This is a genomic window from Streptomyces sp. NPDC046349, from assembly GCF_055587885.1.
The window spans coordinates 1-23,124 of the sequence record NZ_JBVJFK010000005.1 but is presented as its reverse complement, the minus strand read 5'-3'; the positions used below and the strand labels follow the sequence as shown (position 1 = coordinate 23,124).

At 73.8% G+C, this 23,124-nt stretch carries 17 protein-coding genes; 9 read left to right on the top strand and 8 right to left on the bottom strand.

Annotated elements, in window-relative coordinates; all coding sequences use genetic code 11:
* Positions 1–38 precede the first annotated feature (38 nt).
* On the top strand, positions 39–4,766 hold the full coding sequence (locus ACZ6JS_RS13070; RefSeq protein ID WP_469297689.1) for a hypothetical protein: 4,728 nt from the start codon (positions 39–41) through the stop codon (positions 4,764–4,766).
* Between the two features lie 137 nt (positions 4,767–4,903).
* Here the strand turns inward: ACZ6JS_RS13070 and ACZ6JS_RS13065 are convergent, their stop codons facing one another.
* Positions 4,904–5,338, bottom strand: coding sequence for a hypothetical protein (locus ACZ6JS_RS13065; protein WP_469297688.1), 435 nt, complete (start codon positions 5,336–5,338; stop codon positions 4,904–4,906).
* Positions 5,339–5,722: 384 nt separating this feature from the next.
* Here ACZ6JS_RS13065 and ACZ6JS_RS13060 point away from each other — a divergent pair, with 384 nt between their 5' ends.
* Genes ACZ6JS_RS13060 through ACZ6JS_RS13045 form a run of 4 tightly spaced genes read left to right on the top strand, consistent with a single transcriptional unit; the run spans position 5,723 to position 10,028 of the window.
* Complete coding sequence (locus tag ACZ6JS_RS13060) at positions 5,723–8,530, top strand: sensor histidine kinase (protein ID WP_469297687.1); 2,808 nt, start codon at positions 5,723–5,725, stop codon at positions 8,528–8,530.
* Positions 8,527–8,964 carry a roadblock/LC7 domain-containing protein gene (locus ACZ6JS_RS13055; protein WP_030016314.1) on the top strand — a complete coding sequence of 146 codons (438 nt, stop codon included), beginning with the start codon at positions 8,527–8,529 and terminating at the stop codon, positions 8,962–8,964. The genes ACZ6JS_RS13060 and ACZ6JS_RS13055 overlap by 4 nt, the downstream gene beginning before the upstream one ends.
* A 55-nt stretch (positions 8,965–9,019) precedes the next feature.
* On the top strand, positions 9,020–9,421 hold the full coding sequence (locus tag ACZ6JS_RS13050; protein WP_469298093.1) for a DUF742 domain-containing protein: 402 nt from the start codon (positions 9,020–9,022) through the stop codon (positions 9,419–9,421).
* A complete protein-coding gene (locus ACZ6JS_RS13045; protein WP_030016310.1) occupies positions 9,402–10,028 on the top strand; it encodes a GTP-binding protein in 627 nt (208 codons plus the stop codon). Before ACZ6JS_RS13050 ends, ACZ6JS_RS13045 begins: the two co-directional genes overlap by 20 nt.
* Positions 10,029–10,256: 228 nt before the next feature.
* On the opposite strand, the gene ACZ6JS_RS13040 is transcribed toward ACZ6JS_RS13045, so the two are convergent.
* The 4 genes from ACZ6JS_RS13040 to ACZ6JS_RS13025 form a co-directional block, all read right to left on the bottom strand.
* Positions 10,257–11,447 carry a lipid-transfer protein gene (locus tag ACZ6JS_RS13040; RefSeq protein ID WP_469297686.1) on the bottom strand — a complete coding sequence of 397 codons (1,191 nt, stop codon included), beginning with the start codon at positions 11,445–11,447 and terminating at the stop codon, positions 10,257–10,259.
* Positions 11,444–11,902 (bottom strand): Zn-ribbon domain-containing OB-fold protein, encoded by a 459-nt coding sequence (locus ACZ6JS_RS13035; RefSeq protein WP_469297685.1) that lies wholly within the window; start codon positions 11,900–11,902, stop codon positions 11,444–11,446. Before ACZ6JS_RS13035 ends, ACZ6JS_RS13040 begins: the two co-directional genes overlap by 4 nt.
* Positions 11,903–11,973: 71 nt before the next feature.
* A complete protein-coding gene (locus ACZ6JS_RS13030) occupies positions 11,974–12,312 on the bottom strand; it encodes an Mpo1-like protein (protein ID WP_469297684.1) in 339 nt (112 codons plus the stop codon).
* Between the two features lie 13 nt (positions 12,313–12,325).
* The gene (locus ACZ6JS_RS13025; RefSeq protein WP_469297683.1) at positions 12,326–13,006 is read right to left on the bottom strand and encodes a M15 family metallopeptidase; all 681 of its coding nucleotides are present in this window, start codon (positions 13,004–13,006) and stop codon (positions 12,326–12,328) included.
* Positions 13,007–13,035: 29 nt separating this feature from the next.
* Here ACZ6JS_RS13025 and ACZ6JS_RS13020 point away from each other — a divergent pair, with 29 nt between their 5' ends.
* Both ACZ6JS_RS13020 and ACZ6JS_RS13015 read left to right on the top strand, forming a co-directional pair.
* Positions 13,036–13,545: an NUDIX domain-containing protein gene (locus tag ACZ6JS_RS13020; RefSeq protein ID WP_469297682.1), complete on the top strand. Its 510-nt coding sequence runs from the start codon at positions 13,036–13,038 to the stop codon at positions 13,543–13,545.
* A gap of 148 nt (positions 13,546–13,693) precedes the next feature.
* Positions 13,694–14,263, top strand: a complete 570-nt coding sequence (locus ACZ6JS_RS13015) for a DUF4352 domain-containing protein (protein ID WP_469297681.1) — start codon at positions 13,694–13,696, stop codon at positions 14,261–14,263.
* Between the two features lie 189 nt (positions 14,264–14,452).
* Here the strand turns inward: ACZ6JS_RS13015 and ACZ6JS_RS13010 are convergent, their stop codons facing one another.
* A complete protein-coding gene (locus tag ACZ6JS_RS13010) occupies positions 14,453–17,203 on the bottom strand; it encodes a TIM-barrel domain-containing protein (protein ID WP_469297680.1) in 2,751 nt (916 codons plus the stop codon).
* Positions 17,204–17,439: 236 nt separating this feature from the next.
* Here ACZ6JS_RS13010 and ACZ6JS_RS13005 point away from each other — a divergent pair, with 236 nt between their 5' ends.
* Together ACZ6JS_RS13005 and ACZ6JS_RS13000 are read left to right on the top strand one after the other, a co-directional pair.
* Positions 17,440–19,416 carry an acetoacetate--CoA ligase gene (locus ACZ6JS_RS13005; protein ID WP_469297679.1) on the top strand — a complete coding sequence of 659 codons (1,977 nt, stop codon included), beginning with the start codon at positions 17,440–17,442 and terminating at the stop codon, positions 19,414–19,416.
* 64 nt (positions 19,417–19,480) lie between these two features.
* Positions 19,481–20,413, top strand: a complete 933-nt coding sequence (locus ACZ6JS_RS13000; RefSeq protein ID WP_469297678.1) for a hypothetical protein — start codon at positions 19,481–19,483, stop codon at positions 20,411–20,413.
* Positions 20,414–20,473: 60 nt separating this feature from the next.
* Here ACZ6JS_RS13000 and ptsP read toward each other — a convergent pair whose 3' ends face one another.
* Entirely contained in the window at positions 20,474–22,144 is a 1,671-nt protein-coding gene (gene ptsP / locus ACZ6JS_RS12995) for a phosphoenolpyruvate--protein phosphotransferase (RefSeq protein ID WP_469297677.1), read from the bottom strand.
* 74 nt (positions 22,145–22,218) lie between these two features.
* Positions 22,219–22,668 carry a PTS sugar transporter subunit IIA gene (locus ACZ6JS_RS12990; RefSeq protein ID WP_030856027.1) on the bottom strand — a complete coding sequence of 150 codons (450 nt, stop codon included), beginning with the start codon at positions 22,666–22,668 and terminating at the stop codon, positions 22,219–22,221.
* Positions 22,669–23,124 lie beyond the last annotated feature (456 nt).

The following is a 23,124-nucleotide window of genomic DNA, read 5'->3' as shown; positions in this document are numbered from 1 at the left end:
GCCCCCGCTTCACCCAGACACCACGAGAGTCCGCCGCCATGTACGAGCTGTCCCGGATCCGCCTCTACTCCATCGGGCCCGCCGGCGCGCGCTACGCCGACACCGTGCTCGACCTGCGCGGAGTCGGCGAGCCGGTGCCCCACCCGGCGCCGGCCCAGGCGGAGTTCTTCGAGGAGGAGCCGACCGGGCCGCCGCGCCGCCCCGCGCCCGCCGGCGTGCTCTTCCTGGAGAACGGCGGCGGCAAGTCCGTCCTCCTCAAGCTGATCTTCTCGGTGATGCTCCCCGGTCACCGCAACACCCTCGGCGGCGCCAGCTCCGGCGTCCTGCGCAAGTTCCTGCTCGCCGACGACTGCGGCCACGTGGCCCTGGAGTGGCAGCACACCCAGACCGGCGAGTGCGTGGTCGTCGGCAAGGTCAGCGAGTGGCGCGGCCGCCAGGTCTCCAACGACCCCCGCAAGTTCGCCGAGGCCTGGTACTCCTTCCGACCCGGCCCCGGCCTGAGCCTCGACAGCCTGCCCGTGGCCGAGTCCACCGCCGTGCGCCCGCCCGTCGAAGGCGCCTCGGGCGCCCAGGGCCGCCGCCGCACGATGAAGGGCTTCCGCGACGCGCTCACCGAAGCGGGCAAGGCCTACCCGCACCTCGAGGTCTACTTCGAGGAGATCCACGACCGGTGGAACGAGCACCTCACCGAGCTCGGCCTCGACCCCGAACTCTTCCGCTACCAGCGCGAGATGAACGCCGACGAGGGCGAGGCGGCCGGCCTCTTCGCGGTCAAGAAGGACTCCGACTTCACCGACCTGCTGCTGCGCGCGGTCACCGACACGCGCGACACGGACGGCCTCGCCGACCTCGTCCACGGCTTCGGCAACAAGCTCGGCCGCCGCGCCGAGCTCATGGCCGAACGCGACTTCACCGCCGGCTCGGTGGACCTCCTCACCAAGATCGTCGAAGCCGCCGCGACCCGCTCGCGGCTGCGCGACGTCCACGCGGGCGCCGAGCGCCGCACGCGCACCCTCGCCCGCCGGCTGTCGGCCCGCGCCGCCGAGGAGCGGGGCCGGGCCGCCGACCTCGCGCAGCGCGTCACCGCCGCCGCCCACGACGTCACCGCCGCCGAGTCCGCCCGAGCCCGCAGTGCGGCCGTCTCCGCCGAACTCGCCTACCGGCACGCCTCCCTCGCCCTCACCGTCGCCGACAAGGCCGCCGCCGCGCAGCGCCGCGAACTGCTCGAGGCCCGCACGTTGCACTCCGCCTGGCAGGCCGCCGAGACCGTGCTGCGCCACCGCGCCGCCGCCGACCGCTCCGCCCGGGTCGCCGCAGCGATCCGGGAGGCCGAGCGGGACGCCGCCCCGGCGCTGGCCGCCCGCGCCACGGCCGCGGGTGAGCTCGTACGGGCCCTGCACACCGCCGCCGAGGAGGGCGAACGGCTCGCCAACGAGGAGGAGGAGCGCTCCGCCGCGCTCCAGGCCACGGGCGAGGACTCCCACCGAGACGCCACCGCCGCCGCCACGGCCGCCCAGCGGGCCCGCAGCGAGGCCGAACACCTCCGGGCCAGGCTCAGCGAGGTCCAGCAGGAGACCGCCGAGGCCGTCCGCGCCGGCTGGCTCGACGACTCCGCGCCCGACGCCGACCCGGCCCGCGCAGCCCTCGCCGCCGCCGACGCCGAGAAGGCCGCCGTGGCCGCCTGGGACGAGTCCCGCGAGGCGGCCCGCACCGCCGCCGAAGCCGCCCGTGAGGCCGCCGCCGCGGAATCCCGGGCCGAGCTGACCGCCGCCCGCGCCGCGGACGCCGCCGAGGCCGCCGAAGCCGCCCACGACGCCGAGCACCGCGCCGCCGCCTCCCTCGCGGCGTCCCCCCGCCTCGCCGAGCTCCTCGGGCTGCCCTCGGCCGCGGACGCCGCGGACGTCTCGCTCCCCTCGCCCCGCACGGGCGACGCCTCCACCGGCCCGTCCGCCGCGGTCACGGGCACCCCCGGCGGCCCGCACGGCGAGACGCCGGGTGCCGGCCGCGCCGCCCTGGCCACCGCCGTCGGCCTGCTCACCGCCGAAGACCTCGACCGGGGCGCCGACGACCTGCGCGAACTGCTGGCCGACCGGATCGCCTCCGCCGAGCGCCAGTTGTTCGAGCTGCGCACCGCCGCCGCCGACGACGCCCGCATCCTCGGCGCGCTCGGCGACGGCGGCCTACTGCCTCCCGGCCCGGACGTCCTCGCCACCGTCGAGTACCTCGGCGAACACGGCATCCCCGCGCTGCCCGGCTGGCGCTACCTCGCCCAGGCCGTGGACCCCGCCGACCACGCCGCCGTCCTCGCGGCCCGCCCCGAGCTCGTCGACGGCGTCGTCATCACCGACCCGGACACCCACGGCCGGGCCCGTGAGGTCCTCTCCGGAGCAGCCCTGCTGCCCCGCTCCACCGTCGCCGTCGGTACGGCCGCAGCCCTGCTCGCCCCCGTGCCCCCGGCCGGACCGGACGACGCCGTCTCCGGCATCTTCATCGTCACGCCGAACCCGGCCATGCACGACGAGCACGCCGCCGACGAGGAACGCCAGGCCCTGCGGACCCGCGCCGGCGCCCGCGACACCGAGATCCGCGAGCTGGCCGCCCGCCTCGCAGGCGACCGCGAGCTGTCCGCCCGGCTCGCCTCCTGGCGCACCGGCTGCCCGACCGGCCGCCTCACCGAGCTCGCCGAACAGGCCGCCGCCGCCCGGATGTTCGCCGAGGAGACGGACGCCGAGCTCGCGGAGGCCCGTACGGTACGCGCCGAGGCCGACGAGGCCGCCGCCGACGCCGCCCGCGTCCGCGATGAGCGCCAGGACACCGCCCAGCGCGCCCGCCGCGCCGCCGACGCCCTCGCGGGCCTCGCCTTCCGCCTGCGCGAGCGCGCCGGCTGGCAGGCCCGCGTCCGCGAACTCACCGACGAGGCGGCCGAGTCCGAGGCCCGCGCCGAGGTCTGCCTCGACCGCGCCCGCGCCGCGGACGAGGACCGCCGCGCCGCCCAGCGCGCCGCCGACGACGCCCGCCGCACCGCCCGAGCCCTGCGCGCCGAGCGCGCCGAGATCGCCGGTGCCCCCGACCAGCTGCCCGACCGCGACGACCTCCCGCGTGTCCCGCTGCCCGACCTGCGTGAGGCCTACCGCGCCGCGTCCCGGCTCTACGAGAAGGTCGGCGTCGGCGCCGACCTGCGCGCCGAGCAGGCCCGCGCCGAGAGCGACGAGAGCGCCGCCCTCGCCGAACTCGACCGCCTCACCAACAAGGTCCGCACCCGCGCCGCCCAGCTCCTGGAAGGCACCGACGGCGCGGACGGCCCGTCCCGCCAGGCTGCGGCCGCCCGCGCCGAATCCCTCGTGCAGATGCTGGAGACCCGGGCGTCGGCCGCCAGCGAGCAGCTCGGCCGACTGCGCGGCGAGGCCGAACGGCACGCCCCGACCGAAGGCGAGGCCCACACCGAGCTGCCCGAGGAACTGGTCCCCGGGGACGTCGACCAGGCGCAGGCCCTGCTGCGCACGGCCACCGCCCAGCTCGCCGCCCACACCGCGGCCGTCGAGGGGGCCCGCGCCGCCCACGCCGACCTGCTGCGCGCCCACCGCACCTCCGAGGACGGCGCCGGCGGCTTCGAGGAGACCGCGGCGCTCCTGCGGGACCTGCTGCGCGACCACACCCACCAGGACGACGAGCAGGAGCCGGCCGCCCACCCCGGCACGCTGGAGGAGGCCCGCCAGTCGGCCACCGAGGCCCGCCGGTCCCTGCGCGGATGCGCCGCCGACCTGTCGGCCGCCGAGTCGGCGGTGCGCGAGGCGAGCGACATCCTGGTCCGGCACGCCAACGCCACCCGCTACGAGCAGGTACGCACCCCCGCACGCCAGCAGATCCGCGAACTGCCCGCCTCCGCCCTGCCCGAGCACGCGGCATCCTGGGCGGCGGCCTTCGCGCCCCGGCTGCGCGTCCTCACCGACGAGCTGGCACAGCTGGAGCGCAACCGCGACAGCATCGTCGACCGGCTGCGCGGCCTGGTCGAATCCGCCCTGGCCACCCTCCGCTCCGCGCAGCGCCTCTCCCAGCTCCCCGAAGGCCTCGGCGAATGGTCCGGGCAGGAGTTCCTGCGGATCCGCTTCGAGGAGCCCGACCAGGCCACCCTCACGGAGCGGCTGGGCGAGGTCATCGACGAGGCGACCCGTACGGCCGTGAAGAAGAACAGCAGCGCCTCCTTCGGCGAGGGCCGCCGCGACGGGATGTCCCTGCTGCTGAGGGGCGTCCAGGCGGCCCTCGAACCCAAGGGGATCTCCGTGGAGATCCTCAAGCCGGACGCGGTGCTGCGCGCCGAGCGGGTGCCGGTGGGGCAGATGGGCGACGTGTTCTCCGGCGGGCAGCTGCTGACCGCCGCGATCGCGCTGTACTGCACGATGGCGGCGCTGCGCAGCAACGACCGGGGCCGTGACAAGCACCGGCACGCCGGCACGCTGTTCCTCGACAACCCGATCGGCCGTGCCAACGCCACGTACCTGCTGGAGCTCCAGCGGGCCGTCTCGGACGCGCTCGGCGTGCAGCTGCTCTACACGACCGGGCTGTTCGACACGACAGCCCTGGCCGAGTTCCCCCTGGTGATCCGCCTGCGCAACGACGCGGACCTGCGGGCGGGCCTGAAGTACATCAGCGTCGAGGAGCACCTGCGCCCGGGCCTGCCGCAGCAGTCCCCGGAGGGGGAGACCATCCACGGCGAGATCACGGCCACCCGGATGTTCCGGCGCGGCGCCGCCGCGCCGACCGCCTGACGCGCCCGCGCGGGCGTCCGCGTGGGCGCGAGGCCCGCGCGCACGTGGGCCCGCGGCCCCTGTCATGGCTCCCGCGTGCCCGTCGGGCCCCTGCGTGGGCGCCGGCTCCACAGGCGCTCGGGCCGTGGGACGTCCTCTCAGCGCTGGCCGAACCCCGCCAGGGGCCCGTCCTCGCGGGCTATTCGGGCCGGGCCGGCGAGCTTGCGCGCCGCCCGCGCCGCTTTGGCCGCCCGGCGGGCCTCATGGCGGCGCAGCCGCGCGGTACTGCTCGGCTCGGACACGACCCCGTACCGCTGGTTCCACGTCTGCCGGGTGATCCACACGTCCAACACGGCCCACGTCGCCACGATCGTCGCCGCGACCGCGCCGAGAACCATCGGGAAGGCCAGCCAGGAGCCGGTCAGGCTCAGGAAGAACGTGATCGTCGCCTGGGTCAGGGTCACGGCCACGACCAGCACCGCCCGCACCGCCGAGACCCGCACCGGATCCGGCATCCGGCGCCGGCGCGCCGGCTCCTCCACCCACAGGCCGCGCCTCGCCGCTCCGGCGCCGCCGCCCTCGCCACTGCTCATGGTCCGCCCACTCCCCACCGCGGTCCGCCTCGCCTACCCCCACACGTCTACCCCGACGTGTCCCTCGTACTGACAGACGTCCGACGGCGCCGGGAGATTCCCGAATCCCGGACGCCTCCTCAGGCACCGAAGATCGCGGAACGAATAATTCCAGCCATCCATCAGGGTGCGGGAACTGACGCCCCACCAAGTGTCATCTGCCACATATCGGGCCGCTCTTGACCGGAAGTATCGGACAACTGGTGATCTTCACACGAGGGGCAGGCCGAAAACGTCCGGACACGCCTTCGAACCTACTCCCCAGCAGTAGTAGGCTCACGCCGTTTAAATGACGGAACACCGACCCCCGGCAACGGGGTTGACCTGGGGGAGGCTGGGGAGGCCATGCGCTTTCGCGGGAAATCCATCCGCCGGAAGATCGTGGCGTTGCTCCTTGTGCCGCTCGTCTCCCTGACCGCCCTCTGGGGCTTCGCCACGGTCATCACGGGCCGTCAGGCCATCCAACTCTTCGACGTGGCCTACGTCATCGACAAGGTCGGATACCCCATCGAGGACGTCGCCCGCGTCATCCAGAAGGAGCGGCGCCAGACCCTCGTCGTCCTCGGAGACCCCCGGGCCGCCACCGCCACCGCCGAACTCGCCAAGCGCCGCGCCGAGACCGACCAGGCCGTCGAGAAGATCAGCGTCAGCGCCCGCGACCCGAAGGTCGTCGACGAGCTCAGCCCGCAGAGCGCCCAGCGCCTGCGCTCGATCGTCACCGCGTTCCACGGCATCGGCTCCATGCGCCGCTCCGTCGACCAGAACGCCCTCGACCCCGGCCAGGCCCTCGAGCTCTACAACCGTCTGGTCGACCCCTGCTACGACTTCCTCATGAACCTCCACGGCCTGGACAACGTCGAGGTCGACAAGGAGGGTCGCGCCCTCGTCGGCATCAGCCGCGCCCGCGAGCTCCTCTCCCGCGAGGACGCCGTGATCGCCTCGGCCCTCGCCGCGCGCAACATCACCGCGGGCGACGTCCGCCGCGTCTCCGACTTCGCCGCCAACCGCACGCTGCTCTACGAGTTCAACCTCGTGACCCTCCCCGCCGGCGACCGGGAGACCTTCGAGCAGTACTGGAAGGACCCCCAGACCCACCCGCTGCGCGACGCCGAGGAACGCTTCATCTCCGGCGGCGCCGTCAACAAGCCGCGCAACCTCACCGCCGCCCAGTGGGACGAGGCCTCCTCCAAGGTCCTCGAGGACCTGGCGAGCATGAACACCGAAGCCGGCGACCGCTACCAGCGGCGCATCGAGCCCGTGGCCACGGACGTCATGATCCAGGCCGCAGGCGCCGGCATCCTCGGCTTCTTCGCCCTGATCGTGTCCCTCGTCCTCTCCGTCCGCATCGGCCGCGACCTGGTCCGCGACCTGTCCCGGCTGCGCAAGGAGGCCCACGAGGCCTCCGGCGTCCGCCTGCCCAGCGTCATGCGCCGCCTCGCCGCCGGCGAACACGTGGACGTCGAGACCGAGGCGCCCCACCTCGAATACGAGAAGGACGAGGTCGGCCAGGTCGGCCAGGCCCTCAACACCCTCCAGCGCGCCGCCGTCGAGGCCGCCGTCAAGCAGGCCGACCTGCGGCGCGGCGTCTCCGAGGTGTTCGTCAACCTCGCCCGCCGCAACCAGGTGCTGCTGCACCGCCAGCTGACCCTCCTCGACACGATGGAGCGCCGCACCGAGGACACCGAGGAGCTCGCCGACCTCTTCCGCCTCGACCACATGACCACCCGCATGCGCCGCCACGCAGAGGGACTGGTGATCCTCTCCGGAGCCGCCCCCTCCCGCCAGTGGCGCAAGCCCGTCCAGCTCATGGACGTCGTACGGGCCGCCGTCGCCGAGGTCGAGGACTACGAGCGGATAGAGGTACGCCGCCTCACCCGCCTCGGCATCGTCGGCCCGGCCGTCGCCGACGTCACCCACCTCATCGCCGAACTCCTCGAGAACGCCACGGTGTTCTCCCCGCCGCACACCGCTGTACAGGTGCACGGCGAGCGCGTGGCCAACGGGTTCACCCTCGAGATCCACGACCGGGGCCTCGGCATGACCCCGGAGGCGCTGCTCGACGCGAACCTCCGGCTCGCCGAGACCCCCGAGTTCGAACTCTCCGACACCGACCGCCTCGGCCTGTTCGTCGTCAGCCGCCTCGCGCAGCGCCACAGCGTCAAGGTCGTCCTCCAGCCCAGCCCGTACGGGGGCACCACCGCGGTGGTCTTCCTCCCCTCGGCCCTGCTCACCGACGCCCCCGAGACCAGCGGCAGCGGCGTACGCCTCGACGGCCCCCGGCCCGGCAAGTCCGGCAGCAGGGCCGCGAAGGCCGGCCAGATCGGCAGGACGCACTCCGAGCGGCCCGTGACCTCCACCGCGGAGCGGGCGACCGCCGGCCGTCCGCTGCCCACCGCGGAACTGCGCGGCCCCGTCGAGCTGGAGGCCCCCCTCGTGGGCCGCGGCCTGGACGGCCTGGACGTCCTCGACGACCCCGCCGCCCTGGACGACCGTCCGGCCCCCGCCGGCCGTCCCGGCGCCGCCCGCCCGGCCATGGCGACCCTCGACGACGAGACCCCCCCGAACGGCACGCCGCGCAGCGCCCTGCTCGGCCTGCGCCCCGCGGACCGTCCGCACACCGACCGGCACGCCGAACGCAACGGCGTCCGCGGCGGCGACCGCGACCGTGAGCCGCTCGCCCCCACCGGACCGGTCCGGCTGGACGCCCAGCGCCTGGAGGTCCCCCGCCCCGACGGCCCGCGCTCCCAGGGAGCCGTACCGCTGCCGCGCCGCCGTCCCACCCCGACCCTGGTCGCCGAACACGGCCGCCGGGTGGATCCCCGCCCGGTCTCCGTGGTCCCGCAGCAGGCGCCCACGGCCGGATCCGACGCCACGGAACCTGCCGTCGGCCCGGACACCGGCGGGCTGCCCCGCCGCATCCGCCAGGCCAGCCTGGCACCGCAGCTCAAGAAGTCCGCGTCGTCCGCGCCCGCCGAAGCCGCCCCCGACCAGGTGGCAGACCGTGACGCGGAGGACGTACGCACGCGCATGTCCGCACTCCAGCGTGGCTGGACGGCGGGCCGCAACCGGCACGCACAGCAGCAGTCCGAGACCGAGGCGGGCGCAACCCCCGCCGGCGGTCCCGCGAACGAGAACGAAGGGGACGGTCGATGACCGCACCGCAGACCGGCAACGACACCAGGGGCCGCGGCTCCGGCCCGCTCAACTGGCTCCTCGACGAGCTCGTCGACCGGGTCGGGTCCATCCGCAAGGCGGTGGTCCTCTCCGGCGACGGACTGCCCACGGGCAGCTCCAAGGACCTGACCCGGGAGGACAGCGAGCACCTGGCGGCGGTCGCCTCCGGGTTCCACAGCCTGGCCAAGGGCGTCGGCCGCCACTTCGACTCCGGCCGGGTCCGCCAGACCGTGGTCGAGCTCGACGAGGCCTTCCTCTTCGTCATGGCCGCGGGCGACGGCAGCTGCCTGGCCGTGCTGGCCGACGCCGACTCCGACGTCGGGCAGGTCGCCTACGAGATGACGCTGATGGTCAAGCGGGTGGGGGACCACCTGGCGACCGCCCCACGCACCGGGCTGCCAGCCGGAGGGTGAGTCGGAAGGCATGAGCGACCCAGGCCAGGACCATCTCGCCGACATTCCCGCCGGCATGCCCTTCGACCCGTCCGCCCCCGACCACGCGCACTGGTTCGACGACGACGCCGGACCCGTCGTACGTCCCTACGCCATGACCCGCGGGCGGACCAGCCACGCGGGCCAGCACCGCCTCGACCTGATCGCCCTCGTCGTCGCCGAACCGGCGGCCGACGATCCGGTCTGGGACATGACCCTCTCCCCGGAACACGCCCACATCCTCGGGCTGTGCCGGGACCGACCCCAGTCGGTCGCCGAACTCGCGGCCGACCTCGACCTCGCGGTCGGGGTCGTGCGCGTCCTCATCGGCGACCTCGTCGATGAGGAACTGGTCCACGTGACCAGGCCGGTACCCCCGGCAGAACTGCCCGATGAATCCATTCTGCGTGAGGTGATCGATGGCCTTCGGGCGCTTTAGCCGCACCGGTGCCATGCACGCGGTGTCGCCGGTCGAGCCGCTGACCTTGAAGATCCTGGTCGCGGGCGGCTTCGGGGTGGGCAAGACCACCCTCGTCAGCGCGGTCAGCGAGATCAGACCGCTCCGGACCGAGGAACGGCTCTCCGAGCCCGGCGTCGGCGTCGACGACACCGGGGGAGTGGAGGGCAAGAGCACCACGACCGTGGCCATGGACTTCGGGCGCATCACCCTCCGCGAGGACCTGGTGCTGTACCTGTTCGGTACGCCCGGACAGGACCGCTTCTGGTTTCTGTGGGACGAGCTGGCCCAGGGCTCACTGGGTGCCGTGGTCCTCGCGGACACCCGCCGCCTGGCCGACTGCTTCGCCGCGATCGACTACTTCGAGCGGCGTGCGATCCCGTTCGTGGTCGCGGTCAACTGCTTCGACGGAGCGGACCGCCACCCCGTGGTGACCGTGCGCACGGCACTCGACCTCGACCCCGGGGTGCCGGTACTGCTGTGCGACGCACGGGACCGGGAGTCCGTGAAGGACGTGCTGGTGGGAGTCGTGGAACACGCGATGTCCCTGGCCCGCGAACGGCGCCGGAGCCTGTCCGCGGGGGCCTGAACCGGAAGCGGCCCTTCCGACGGGCCGCCCGGGCCCGGCACCGGTGCGACGAGATGGGCGCGGCCCGTACCCCCGCCGACTGGGGTACGGGCCGCAGCTCTCACGGGGGGTTCGCGGTCCCGGTCGCGGCGCGGGACTGTGGAGCGAGTGTGAACCTGCCGCCGGGGGCCGTCAAGCGGTCGGACGACACGAATTGCCGGCGCGATCCTTCAGGGCGGCGCGAACTGCTCAGCGCACGGCGACGACAGCCGACCCGTGCCCGAACAGCCCCTGATTGGCGGTGATCCCCGCCCGCGCTCCCGGTACCTGCCGCTCCCCGGCCGTCCCGCGCAACTGCCACGTCAGCTCACAGACCTGCGCGATGGCCTGGGCCGGTACCGCCTCCCCGAACGAGGCCAGTCCGCCACTGGTGTTGACCGGGATCCGCCCGCCCAGGGCCGTCGCCCCCTCCCGCACCAGTTTCGCCCCCTCGCCCTCGGCGCACAGCCCGATGTCCTCGTACCACTCCAGCTCCAGGGCGGTGGACAGGTCGTACACCTCGGCGAGCGAGAGGTCCTGCGGCCCGAGCCCCGCCTCCTCGTAGGCGGCGCGCGCGATCGAGGACCGGAAGGATCCGGCCACCGGGTCCGCGGCCGTCGTCGAGTCGGTGGCGATGTCCGGCAGGTCCAGCACCGTGCGCGGATAGGCGGGCGTCACCGTGGACACGGCCCGGATCCGCACCGGATCGGCCACCCCGCGCGAGCGGGCGAAGTCCATGCTGGTGAGCACCAGGGCCGCCCCTCCGTCGGAGGTCGCACAGATGTCGAGAAGCCGCAGCGGATCGGCGACCACCGCCGAGGCGGCGACCTCGTCCGAGGTGACGGCCTTGCGGTAGCGGGCGTATGGGTTGAGCCGTCCGGCAGCCGCGTTCTTCACCTTGACCTGGGCGAAGTCCTCCACGGTGTCCCCGTGCACGGCCATCCGGCGGCGGGCGTAGAGCGCGAAGTACGCCGGATTGGTCGCGCCCAGTATGCGGAACCGCAACCAGTCCGGATCGTCCGGCCGCTCGCCGCCGGCCGGCGCGAAGAACCCCTTGGGCGCCGCGTCCGCGCCGACCACGAGCACCGCGTCGGCCAGACCCGCCAGGATCTGCGCCCGGGCCGCCCCGATCGCCTGGGCCCCGGAGGCGCAGGCCGCGTACACGCTGGTCACCCTGGCTCCCTGCCAGCCCAGGGCCCGGGCGAAGGTGGCTCCGGCCACGTAGCCCGGGTACCCGGAGCGCACGGTGTCGGCTCCGACGATCGACCCCACGTCCGTCCAGTCCAGTCCGGCGTCCGCGAGCGCCGCCCGCGCCGCGGTCCGCCCGTACTCGACGAAGCTGCGGCCCCATTTGCCCCATGGGTGCATGCCGGCCCCCAGGACGGCGACATCGGCGGTCACGCGCCCCCTCCCACCGGCTTGAACTGCCAGGTCACCCACGTGGTCTCGGCGTCCTCGTCGAGCACGCCGCCCACCACCTCGACCTCCGTGCCGACCGCCAGGTCGGCGACCCCGGTCCCGGGTGCGGCCTGCCCCAGGACGACCATTCCCTCGGCCTCCAGCTCCACCGCGAGCAGGGTGTACGGCTCCCAGGGCTCGGCCGGGTCGGACACGTACGGCGCGGGCGGACGGTAGCGCCCGTCGGTGTAGGACCAGACACGGCCCCGGGGGGAGAGCGGCACCTCGGCGAGCTCTCCGCCGCCGGGGCACCGCGGGTTGCGGCAGTAGGCGTCCTCGCGGGGGAAGAACACCGCGGTACAGGCCGAGCACCGGGTGCCGAGCAGCCGGAAGCCGCCCCCGTCCGGCGCGTTCTCGGTGAACCACCCGCTCACGACGGGTGTGCGTGTGCGTGCCAAGACCCCTCCCATGCCGAAGAGCTGACGCATCGTCAGAAGCTAGAGAGTCTGCCACGGCCGACCGGCCCGGGTCACCGGTTCTCGGCGAGCCACTTCCGGGCGATCTCGTCCAGCTCCGCGTCCCGCCCGGCCAGCATCATCCGGATCATCTGCGCATCCCCGCGCAGCGACCATGCCGGATGGCCGAAGGTGGCCGGATTGTTGCCCTCTATCAGGAAGTGCGCCGGCCAGGCGGTCCCGTACCCGATCAGGGGAAGGGCGGCGAGCCACCGCTTGCGGCCGCGCGCCGCCCCATAGGCGGTCAGCGCCAGACCGGTGAGCGTGCCGGCGAGATGCACCCAGCGGGTGGCGGCGCGTGAGTGCATCGCCACGTAGTACGGCCAGAATTCCTCGTACGAGCTGAAAGTCATGCGGGCACGGTACTCACGGCCGCACCTCGGCGACAGCGACGGGGAAGTCGAAATACGTGTCCGGGTACGCCTCCGGCCTGTAGGTGAAGTGCCACCATTCCTCGGGGAGGTTCACGAAACCCTGCTCGCCCAGCACCCGCTTGAGCAACTGCCGGTTGGCGCGGGCGGCGGCCGTCACCCGCGGGTCGTCCGTGTGCGACAGCGGATCGAAGAAGTCGAACGCGGTCCCCATGTCGACCTCCCGGCCACGAAGTTCCACCAGCGTCACGTCGACCGTGCTCCCACGGCTGTGCCCCGACCTCTCCGCGATGTACCCCTCGGGAATGAGCCGGCCGCGCTCCACCCGCGGATAGAACTCAGCCTTGCGCGCCAGATCCTCCGGACCGTCCTCCGCCCGCGCCCACCGCACGAACCGGTCGACCGCCCGCTGCGGCCGGTAGCAGTCGTACACCCGCAGCGAGTAACCCCGCCGCAACAGCACCCGCTGCGCCCGCCGCAGCGCCTCCGCGGCCGGCCTGGCCAGCAGGCACTCCGGCTCCTCGTACCCGTCGACCACCGCACCGGTGAAGTTCCGCCCGCCCGCGTACCGCATGTCCTGCCGGATACTCGGATCCACATCCCGCAGCGCAGCGAATCCGGGTGGAGCCGCGGCCCCGCCCGCCAGCATCCCCATCAGCACTGCAACAGCCGTCATCCGCATACCCCTTGGCATACCATCACCGCATGCCGGAACACCTGAGGGACTCGCACTGCTCCACCTGCGGAGCGCCGTACGGTACGACCGCCTGGCCCCGCGCCTGCCGGTCGTGCGGGGCCACCGCCTACCGCAACCCCCTCCCCGTGGCCGTCACCCTCCTCCCGGTCGAGGACGCGGACGGCACCGGCCTCGTGGTCATCACCCGCACGATCGAACCCGCCCTCGGCGGCATCGCCCTCCCCGGCGGCTTCATCGACTTCGGCGAGGACTGGCGCGACGCCGTCGTCCGCGAGCTGCGCGAGGAGACCGGCATCACCGCCCCGGCCTCGGACGTCACCCTGGCCGACGCCCTCAGCTCCCCGGCCGGCCACCTCCTCCTCTTCGGCCTCCTCCCGACCCGTCCCGCGGACACCCTCCCCGCCTCGAAGCCGACGGACGAAACCACGGGCTGGCACGTCCTGCGCACCCCCACGCCCCTGGCCTTCCCCCTCCACACCCAAGCGGCGGCATCCTGGTTCGCGGGCCGCTACGCCTGATGTCCCCCACCCGGCCCGCCGCGGACCGGGGCAGGCCCGGTTCCCCGCGAAGGCCGGTTCGAGCGGTCCGCCGCCGTGGGGTGCCTTCCAGCGTCACAGAAGTGTCACGCGCCCCTCACGCAGCGTGCGCATCGGCCACCATGGCGCGATGCGCACACATCACGCCACCGCCCTGCTCGGGACGGCCGCCGCCCTCGCCCTCACTGCTTGCAGCCCCGCCGAGATCACCACCAAGCCCGACACCGCGCCCAGTTCGCCCACGGCAGGTACGACCAGCGCCGTGCCGACCCCGCCCGCGCAGGCCGCGACCATCGGCGACACGCTCACGCTGAAGGGGAACGAGGAAGGCGAGCAACTCGCCGTCACCATCAAGAAGTGGGCCGACCCCGCGCAGAGCGAGGACGACTTCATGAAGCCCGATGACGGCAAGAGGTGGGTCGCGGCCCAGTTCGAACTCGTCAACACCGGCACCGCCGTGTACAGCGACAGCCCCAGCAACGGCACCCAGGTCGCCGACGACCAAGGACAGCAGTTCCAGACCACGTTCGCGGAGATCACGGCCGGTCCGGCGATGACCAGTGCGGCCAAGGTGGCGCCCGGTGCGAAGGTCCTCGGCTGGGTCACCTACGAGGTCCCCAAGGACTCGAAGATCGCCAAGGTGCAGTTCACGATGAACTCCGGCTTCGCCTCCCAGACCGGCGAGTGGACCGTCAAGTGACACCCCCTGTACCCCGCTGGGTCGCGAGACCGGACCCCTCTGCGGCCGGACCGGGCATGGCAGGCCACTGAACCCCAGGTCAGCCCCGCAGCCCGACAGGGTTGACGCACCAGCCCGACCCGTCCGTCTCGGCCTTCCGCACCCGGACGAGGCGGGTCCCGGGTGCCCCGCGGACCCGCCGGCCGCCCCTCACAGTCCCCGCACCACCACGCCCTCCACCGGCGCCCCCGTCTCGTCCTCCACCACCACCGCGTCCCCGGCCCACCGCGAGGTGTACCGCTCGACCCGGCCCGCCCCGAACCCCGGCCCCCGGTCCCGGACCACCACCCCGCCGCCCGTACGGCCCCGGGCCGGCGCCCAGACCTCCAGCTCCACCCCGTCGCCCGCCGCGGACCGCACCGGCAGCAGCGCACCCGCCCGCGCCAGCACCGGGATCCTGCCCTGCGGGGCGTCCAGCAGGATCTGCCCCGGCCCCTCGTACGCCGCCCCGGTGGCGGTGTCGTACCACCGGCCCCGTGGCAGCCGTACCGCCCGCCGGTCCGCCCCGCATTCCAGCACCGGCGCGACCAGCAGCGCATCACCCAGCAGGAAGGAGTCCTCGCAATCCCGCAGCCGCCGGTCCTCCGGAGCCCCCCACCACACCGGCCGCACGTACGGGGCGCCCGTCCGCCGCGCCATGTGGGCCAGTGTCACGAAGTACGGCCGCAGCCGCTCCCGTTCCGCCATCACCGCCCGCGCCCGCTCCTCCACCTCCGGCCCGAACTCCCACGGCTCCCGCCGCCCGGCCCAGATAGCCGAATGCGTACGGAACAACGGCAGGTACGCGCCCAGTTGCAGCCACCGCACATACAACTCCGGAGACGGTGAACCGCCGAACCCGCCCACGTCCGGCCCTGAATACGGCACGCCGCACAGGCCCAGCCCCAGCACCAGGGCCAGCGAGGCCCGCAGCCCCTCCCAGCTGGTCTCCACGTCGCCCGACCACGTGCCCCCGTACCGCTGCATGCCCGCCCAGCCCGACCGGGAGAACAGGAACGGCCGTTCCTGCGGCCGCAGCCGGACGAGGCCCTCCCACCCCGCACGCGCCATTCCCAGCGCGTACACGTTGTGCCCCTCGCGATGGTCGCCGCCCGCCCCGTCCATCGCGTGGCGCGCCGATCGCGGCAGGGTGGTGTCCCCGAACGCCGCGAAGGACACCGGCTCGTTCATGTCGTGCCAGAAGCCGGAGAAGCCCTGCGCGAGCCGTTCCTCGTACAGTCCGCCCCACCATTCCCGCACCGCGGGATCCGTGAAGTCCGGGTAGGCGCATTCGCCCGGCCACACCTCCCCGCGCACCTCCCGGCCGTGCGCGTCCCGCACGAAGGCGCCCCCCGACCCCACCGTCAGCCCGGCCGCGTGCAGCGCGTCACCCGCCTTGACCGCCGGGTCCACGATCGAGACGAGCCGGACCCCCTGCTCCCGCAACTCCCTCGCCAGCCCGGGCAGATCCGGGAACCGGTCCTCGTCCACCGTGAACACCCGGTGCCCGTCGTAGTGGTCGATGTCCAGGTGCACGGCCGACAGCGCGAGCCCGCGCGACGCGTACCCCGCGACGACCCGCCGCACCTCCGACGCACTCCCGAAGCCCCACCGCGCATGCTGGTACCCCAGGGCCCAGTCCGGTGGCACAGCGGCCCCGCCCGTCAGCCCCGACCAGCCCTGCAGCACCCGCGCCGGCGTTCCCACCAGCACCCAGCAGCGCAGCGGCCCGCCCTCCATGCGCAGTTCGCTCGTCCCCGGACGGTCCTGCCCCGAGCCGACGCCCTCCTCACCCTCACGCAGCACCACCCGGCCGTCCCAGCAGTTGTCGTGGAAGACCAGGTGGGTCCCCGCGTCCGCCACGACCATCTGCACCGGCATCGTGAGGTACAGCGGGTCGACGCCCGGCCCGAAGCCCCCCTTGGGGTCCGTGTTCCACAACCGGTACGCCCCGTCGCGCAGCCGCGGGCCCGACGCCCGCCCGCCCAGGCCGAAGAACCGCGCGTCCGCCGGCACCTCGCTCCGCACCACCCACCGGGCAACCCCGGCCCCGCCCCCTCGGCTGCCTGCCGCCCCGGCCCCACCGCCGTTCCCGCCCCCTCCGGAGCCCACCCCGCCCCCTCCGGAGCCCACCCCGGATCCGCCGGCACCGGCTCCGGATCCGCCGGCACCGGCTCCGGATCCGCCGGCACCGGCTCCGGATCCGCGCGCACTGCCTCCGGATCCGCCGGCACCGGCTCCGGCCCGGCCGGAGGCCGTCCCCGGCGCGCCGTCGACCGCCTTCGGCCCTGGGTCGCCGCCCCTCTCCCCGCCGGGCGCCGCACCCGGCCCGCCGCAGCCGTCGCCCGTGACGTCACGGCACACCCCCGGCCCGCCGGAACCTCCCCCGCCCGCCGCCGCCCGCGCCGTCGCCGTCCCACCCGCGGCGGAGTCCCCCTCCGCGGCCTCCCCGGCGAGGGGAGCAGGCTCCCACCACCGCGGCGGCGACTCCCGCCGCAGCACCGTCCCGCCCGGAGTGCGCAGCTCCAGCGCCCCGTGCCGGGACACCGCCACCGTCACCCGCTCCGACACCACCCGCCAGCCGCCCCCGGTGTCCGGTTCCAGTACCGCCCGCAGGTCCGGTTCCGGCCCGCTCCCCACCACCGCGTACGACGGCGTCGCCCCGGCCCCGTCCCAGGACCAGAACACCACCCCGCCCACCATCACCCGCACCACCAGCTCCGAGCGTGCGAACCGCAGCACGCCCCCGCCCGGCCGGGGCTCCGTACCCACCAGCAGACCCGGCACCCGCGCCCGTTCCGCGCCCCGGCGCGGGAGCCCCACCGCGTCCGCGCGCCGCCGGCGCCAGGCCGAGAGCCAGGCGCGCCGGCCGCGCTCCGTACCGATGTCCTTCACCGCACGCACCAGATCACGACCGTCCATGCCGCTCACCCTGCCACCGGCCCCCGGCCGAGGGGGCGGCGTTCAACTGCCGTTCACCCGCCGACGCCGTCCGCCGACGCTCACCCGACCGGCCAGGTCGACCCTGGTGCAGCCGTCGATCGCATGGCATCGTCCCTGTGAGCCGCCGCGCGCACCCCCGCGCGACGGCACCGTACGCACACGTACACGCATACGCACACGAAGCGCGAGCCGCAGACTTGACCGGGAGCCGACCCATGACCTCAGCCACCCAGCCGGAACCCCTCTGGGCGCCGGGCCCCGACCGGATCGCCGGGGCCCGGATCACCGCCTTCCAGGCCTGGGCCGCGGCGCGCTTCGGAGCCCCCGCGGAGGGCGGCTACCCCGCCCTGCACCGCTGGTCCGTCGACGAGCTCGACACCTTCTGGCAGGCCCTCGCCGAATGGTTCGACGTCCGCTTCACCACTCCGTACGAGTCCGTACTCGCCGACCGGTCCATGCCCGGCGCGCAGTGGTTCACCGGAGCCACCCTCAACTACGCCGAGCACGCGCTGCGCGCCGCGGAGGACCCGGCCCGCGCCGACGACCCCGCCCTGCTGTACGTCGACGAGACCCACGAGCCCGTCCCCGTCAGCTGGGCCGAACTCCGCCGCCAGGTCGGGTCCCTCGCCGCCGAACTGCGGGCCCTCGGCGTACGCCCCGGTGACCGCGTCAGCGGCTACCTCCCCAACATCCCCCAGGCGACCGTCGCCCTCCTCGCCACCGCTGCGGTCGGCGGCGTGTGGACCTCCTGCGCGCCCGACTTCGGCGCCCGCAGCGTCCTCGACCGCTTCCAGCAGGTCGAGCCGGTCGTCCTGTTCACCGTGGACGGCTACCGCTACGGCGGCAAGGAGCACAACCGCCGCGAAGCCGTCGCCGAGCTCCGCGCGGAGCTGCCCTCCCTGCGCGCCGTCGTCCACATCCCGCTCCTCGGCACGCCCGCACCCGACGGCGCCCTCGACTGGGACGCGCTCACCGCCGCGGACACCGAGCCCGTCTTCGAGCCGGTCCCCTTCGACCACCCCCTCTGGGTCCTCTATTCCAGCGGTACGACCGGCCTGCCCAAGGCGATCGTCCAGTCCCAGGGCGGCATCCTCCTCGAACACCTCAAGCAGCTCGGACTGCACTGCGACCTCGGCCCGGAGGACCGGTTCTTCTGGTACACCTCCACCGGCTGGATGATGTGGAACTTCCTCGTCTCCGGACTTCTCACGGGCACGACGGTCGTCCTCTACGACGGCAGCCCCGGCTACCCGGACACGGGCGCCCAGTGGCGCATCGCCGAACGCACCCGCGCCACCCTGTACGGCACCTCCGCCGCCTACGTCATGGCCTGCCGCAAGGCCGAGGTCCACCCGTCCCGTGACTTCGACCTCTCCACGGTGAAGTGCGTGGCGACCACCGGTTCGCCGCTGCCTCCCGACGGCTTCCGCTGGCTCCACGACGAGGTCGCCGAGGACCTCTGGATCGCCTCCGTCAGCGGCGGCACCGACGTCTGCAGCTGCTTCGCGGGCGCCGTCCCCACCCTCCCCGTGCACATCGGCGAACTCCAGGCCGCCTGCCTCGGCACGGACCTCCAGTCCTGGGACCCCTCGGGCAAGCCGGTCGTCGGCGAGGTCGGCGAGCTCGTCGTCACCAACCCCATGCCGTCCATGCCGATCCACTTCTGGAACGACCCCGACGGCAGCCGATACCGCGACAGCTACTTCGAGATGTTCCCGGGCGCCTGGCGCCACGGGGACTGGATCACGATCACCGACCACGGCTCGGTGATCATTCACGGTCGCTCCGACTCCACGCTCAACCGCCAGGGCGTCCGGATGGGCTCCGCCGACATCTACGAGGCCGTCGAACGGCTCCCCGAGATCAAGGAGTCCCTGGTCATCGGCCTGGAGGAACCGAACGGCGGGTACTGGATGCCGCTCTTCGTCCACCTCGCCCCCGGCGCCACCCTCGACGACGGCCTGCGCTCCCGGATCAAGGCGACGATCCGCGAGGAGCTCTCCCCCCGCCACGTCCCCGACGAGATCATCGAGGTGCCGGCCATCCCGCACACCCTCACCGGCAAGCGCATCGAGGTCCCGGTCAAGCGTCTCCTGCAGGGCACACCGCTGGCCAAGGCGGTCAACCCGGGCTCCGTCGACGACATCGGCCTCCTCCGCTTCTACGAGGAACTGGCCCGCACCCGCGGCTGACGTCACTGTCAGTGGCGGTGATTACTCTGAGTGAGCAAGTGATCGCACTCAGGGGGAGCCCGCCATGCCACGCAAGAACGACCCCGCTGCCGCCACCGGAAGCCACCGAGACCGCAGCACCGACCGGCGCCGCGCACTGCGCCGCGAGGTCCCCAGCACTGTCGGCCTCCTCGCCGACGCCGGAGACTTCGCGGCGATGTGCGCCTACCGCAGCTTCGGCTTCGACCACCGTTCCGACTACACCGACTACCTCCACCACGTCGACGGCCTGCTCCGGTCCCTCGCGGCCCGGGGCATCCACACCACCGTCGCGCTCTTCGACCCGGACGAGTACGCCGAGTACTGCGGGGAGAACGGCCTGGACCCGGACACCTCCGAGACCCGCACCCGCTTCACCGCCGAGCTCGCCGGCAGCGGGACCGTCCTGCCCTACACCGGCCAGCCCATCGACGAGCTCGTGCCGCTCCTCGTGGACGAAGCCGTCCGCCATGCCACCTGGGAGTACGCCACCGCCGTCCTCGCCGGGGTGGGCCGCTGCGCGGACTGCGGCGAGGACATCGGCCACGCCTCCTTCGACCGCGCCGCCGACGCGCTCAAACGCCTCGTGGCCGGCGCCGGACCGGGCCACCACCACTTCGTCTGCAGCATCCCGACCGAGGACGAGCAGCTCGTCGCCGTCCTGCACGCCGACAGCAGCGGCGACCCGGGCACGGCGCCGCGCATCGAGGGCCGCGAGAGCCTCGACTTCGTGACGGTGCTCGCCGCGGGCCTGGCCCTGGGCGGACCCGGGGGGCTGGTGGTGCGCAGCACCACCGAAGGCCATCGGGACCGGGTCCACGGCTGGCGACTGGACCGCGGCCGCCTCACGGCACTCTCGGCGGCCGCCGTCTTCAACGCGTACTGCACCGACGCCGACACCGGTGACCTCGTCGCGCCGGAACCGGGCGTCGAATACTGCCCGGGCTACGAGGTCGACGACCCCGGCCCGCACCACTGATACGCCGAGGGGCCCCCACCACCGGCGAGGGCCCCTCGGTCCGTACGACACCCCCTCCGGCTACTCGCCCGAGAGCACCGCCTGGGCGGCCACGCGGGCCTCCTCGGCACTGTCCGCCGCCCGGGCCGCCGCGGCGGCCCGCTCACACTGCGCCAGCGTGTGCTTGGCGAGCGTCGCCCGGACGTAGGGGATCGACGCGGCACCCATCGACAGGGAGGTGACACCCAGACCGGTCAGCACACAGGCCAGCAGCGGGTCGGACGCGGCCTCACCGCAGACGCCGCAGCTCTTGCCCTCCGCCTTGGCGGCCTCGGCCGACATGGCGATCAGGTCGAGCAGCGCGGGCTGCCACGGGTCCTGGAGCCGGGAGACGGCGCCGACCTGCCGGTCGGCGGCGAAGGCGTACTGCGCCAGGTCGTTGGTCCCCAGCGAGAGGAACTCGACCTCCTGCAGGATCGAGCGCGCACGCAGCGCGGCGGAGGGGATCTCCACCATCGCGCCGAACTTCGCCTGCAGACCGGCCTCACGGCAGGCGTCGGCGAAGGCTCTCGCGTCGGCGCGGTCGGCCACCATCGGGGCCATGACCTCGAGGTGGACCGGCAGGCCCTCGGCCGCCTTCGCCAGCGCGGTGAGCTGGGTGCGCAGCACCTCCGGGTGGTCCAGCAGCGAGCGCAGGCCGCGCACGCCCAGTGCCGGGTTGGGCTCGTCGGCCGGGGTCAGGAAGTCCAGCGGCTTGTCGGCGCCCGCGTCGAGCACGCGTACGACGACGCGCCCCTCGGGGAAGGCCTCGAGCACCTTGCGGTAGGACTCGATCTGCTTCTCCTCGGACGGAGCCTGCTTGCTGTCGTCCAGGAACAGGAACTCCGTGCGGAACAGGCCCACACCCTCGGCCCCGGCCTCGACGGCCGCCGGCACGTCCGCGGGACCACCGACATTCGCCAGCAGCGGCACCTTGTGGCCGTCGGAGGTCGCACCGGGACCGGACGATGCGGCCAGCGCCGCCCTGCGCTCGGCGGCCGCGGCCTCGAGTTCGGCCCGCTTCTGCGCGGAGGGGTCGACGAACAGGTCGCCCGTGCTGCCGTCCACCGCGATCACGGTGCCCTCGGCGATCTCACCGGCTCCAGGCAGCGCCACGATCGCCGGCACGCCGAGCGCCCGGGCGAGGATCGCGCTGTGGCTGGTGGGCCCGCCCTCCTCGGTCACGAAGCCGAGGACGAGGGCCGGGTCGAGCAGGGCGGTGTCGGCAGGGGCCAGGTCCCGGGCGATCAGCACGTACGGCTCGTCGCTGTCGGGCACACCGGGCATCGGGACCCCGAGCAGCCGTGCCACGATGCGGTTGCGTACGTCGTCCAGATCGGCCACCCGGCCGGCCATGTACTCGCCGGCGCCGGCGAGCAGGTCGCGGTAGGCGGCGAAGGCGTCGTACACACCGCGCTCGGCGGTGCTGCCGACAGCGATACGCCGGTCCACGTCCGCCATCAGCTCGGGGTCCTCGGCGATCATCGCCTGGGCCTCGAGCACGTGCTGGGCCTCGCCACCGGCCAGCTGGCCACGCGCGATCAGGTCGGCCGCGACGGCACTCACGGCCTGGCGGGCGCGCCCCTGTTCGCGCGCCGCCTCGTCGGCGGTGATCTGCCTGGCCGGCGGCTCGAGGACCGCCGTGCCCATGTGCCGCACCTCGCCGATCGCCACCCCGTGGCTCACGCCGACGCCTCGCAGCGTTGTCTCCATTTCACCCGTCTCCGATTGGGCGGCGGCCCTGGCCGCCGCGATGGATGTCCGTCACGCCCGCGCGGGCGGAAGGGTCACTGCCAGCTGAAGAGCGCGTCGTCGGCCTTGACGTCGCCGGACTCTACGAGGTCGGACAGGGACTCGGCCGTGGCCTCGAGTGCCACGACGGGGCAGATCGGGGACTTGCCGAGGGCTTCGACGGCAGCGGGATTCCAACGGATGACCGCCTGGCCGCGGGTCACGGTGTCGCCCTTGTTGACGAGCAGCTCGAAGCCCTCGCCGTTGAGCTGGACCGTGTCGATGCCGAGGTGCGTGAGTACACCGTGCCCCTCGCCGTCGACGACCACGTACGCGTGCGGGTGCAGGGAAACGACCACACCGTCGACGGGGGACACCGCCTCCGAGGGCTCGCGCACGGGGTCGATGGCGGTGCCAGGCCCCACCATCGCGCCGGAGAACACCGGATCCGGCACTGCCGCGAGTCCGATGGCGCGACCGGCAAGAGGGGACGTCACGCTGGTCATGAGGGGCCTCCCAGGGGTGGGGCTTCGGTGTCGCCGTCACAGACTGTTGCGAACGGCGTACTCTTATGAAGGATAAGTCACTAGATGTTCGGGTTCGTCCGATGTAGGGCCCGATACGAACTGGCCCTTCGGGACGGAGACTAGTGGACTAGACCGGTGGACTAGACCATACGCCTGAATCGATTTGCTTGGGCACCCCCCGGCCTGTACTGTCGTGAGTCCCGCCAGGACGCCCCGCGTGAACACCTCGCGAACGGCAGATGGACGGGCACCCCCTCATTCAGCTTCGCTCTCAATCTCCGACTCTCCTCCGTGTGCCCTTTCGGGAATGCGGCGAACGGGTCAGGTAGAGGGAAATTCGCTGATAGAGTCGGAACCGCCGGAAAGGGAAACGCGAAAGCGAAAACCTGGAAAGCACCGAGGAAGTCGGACACGAAAGAGTCTGATAGAGTCGGA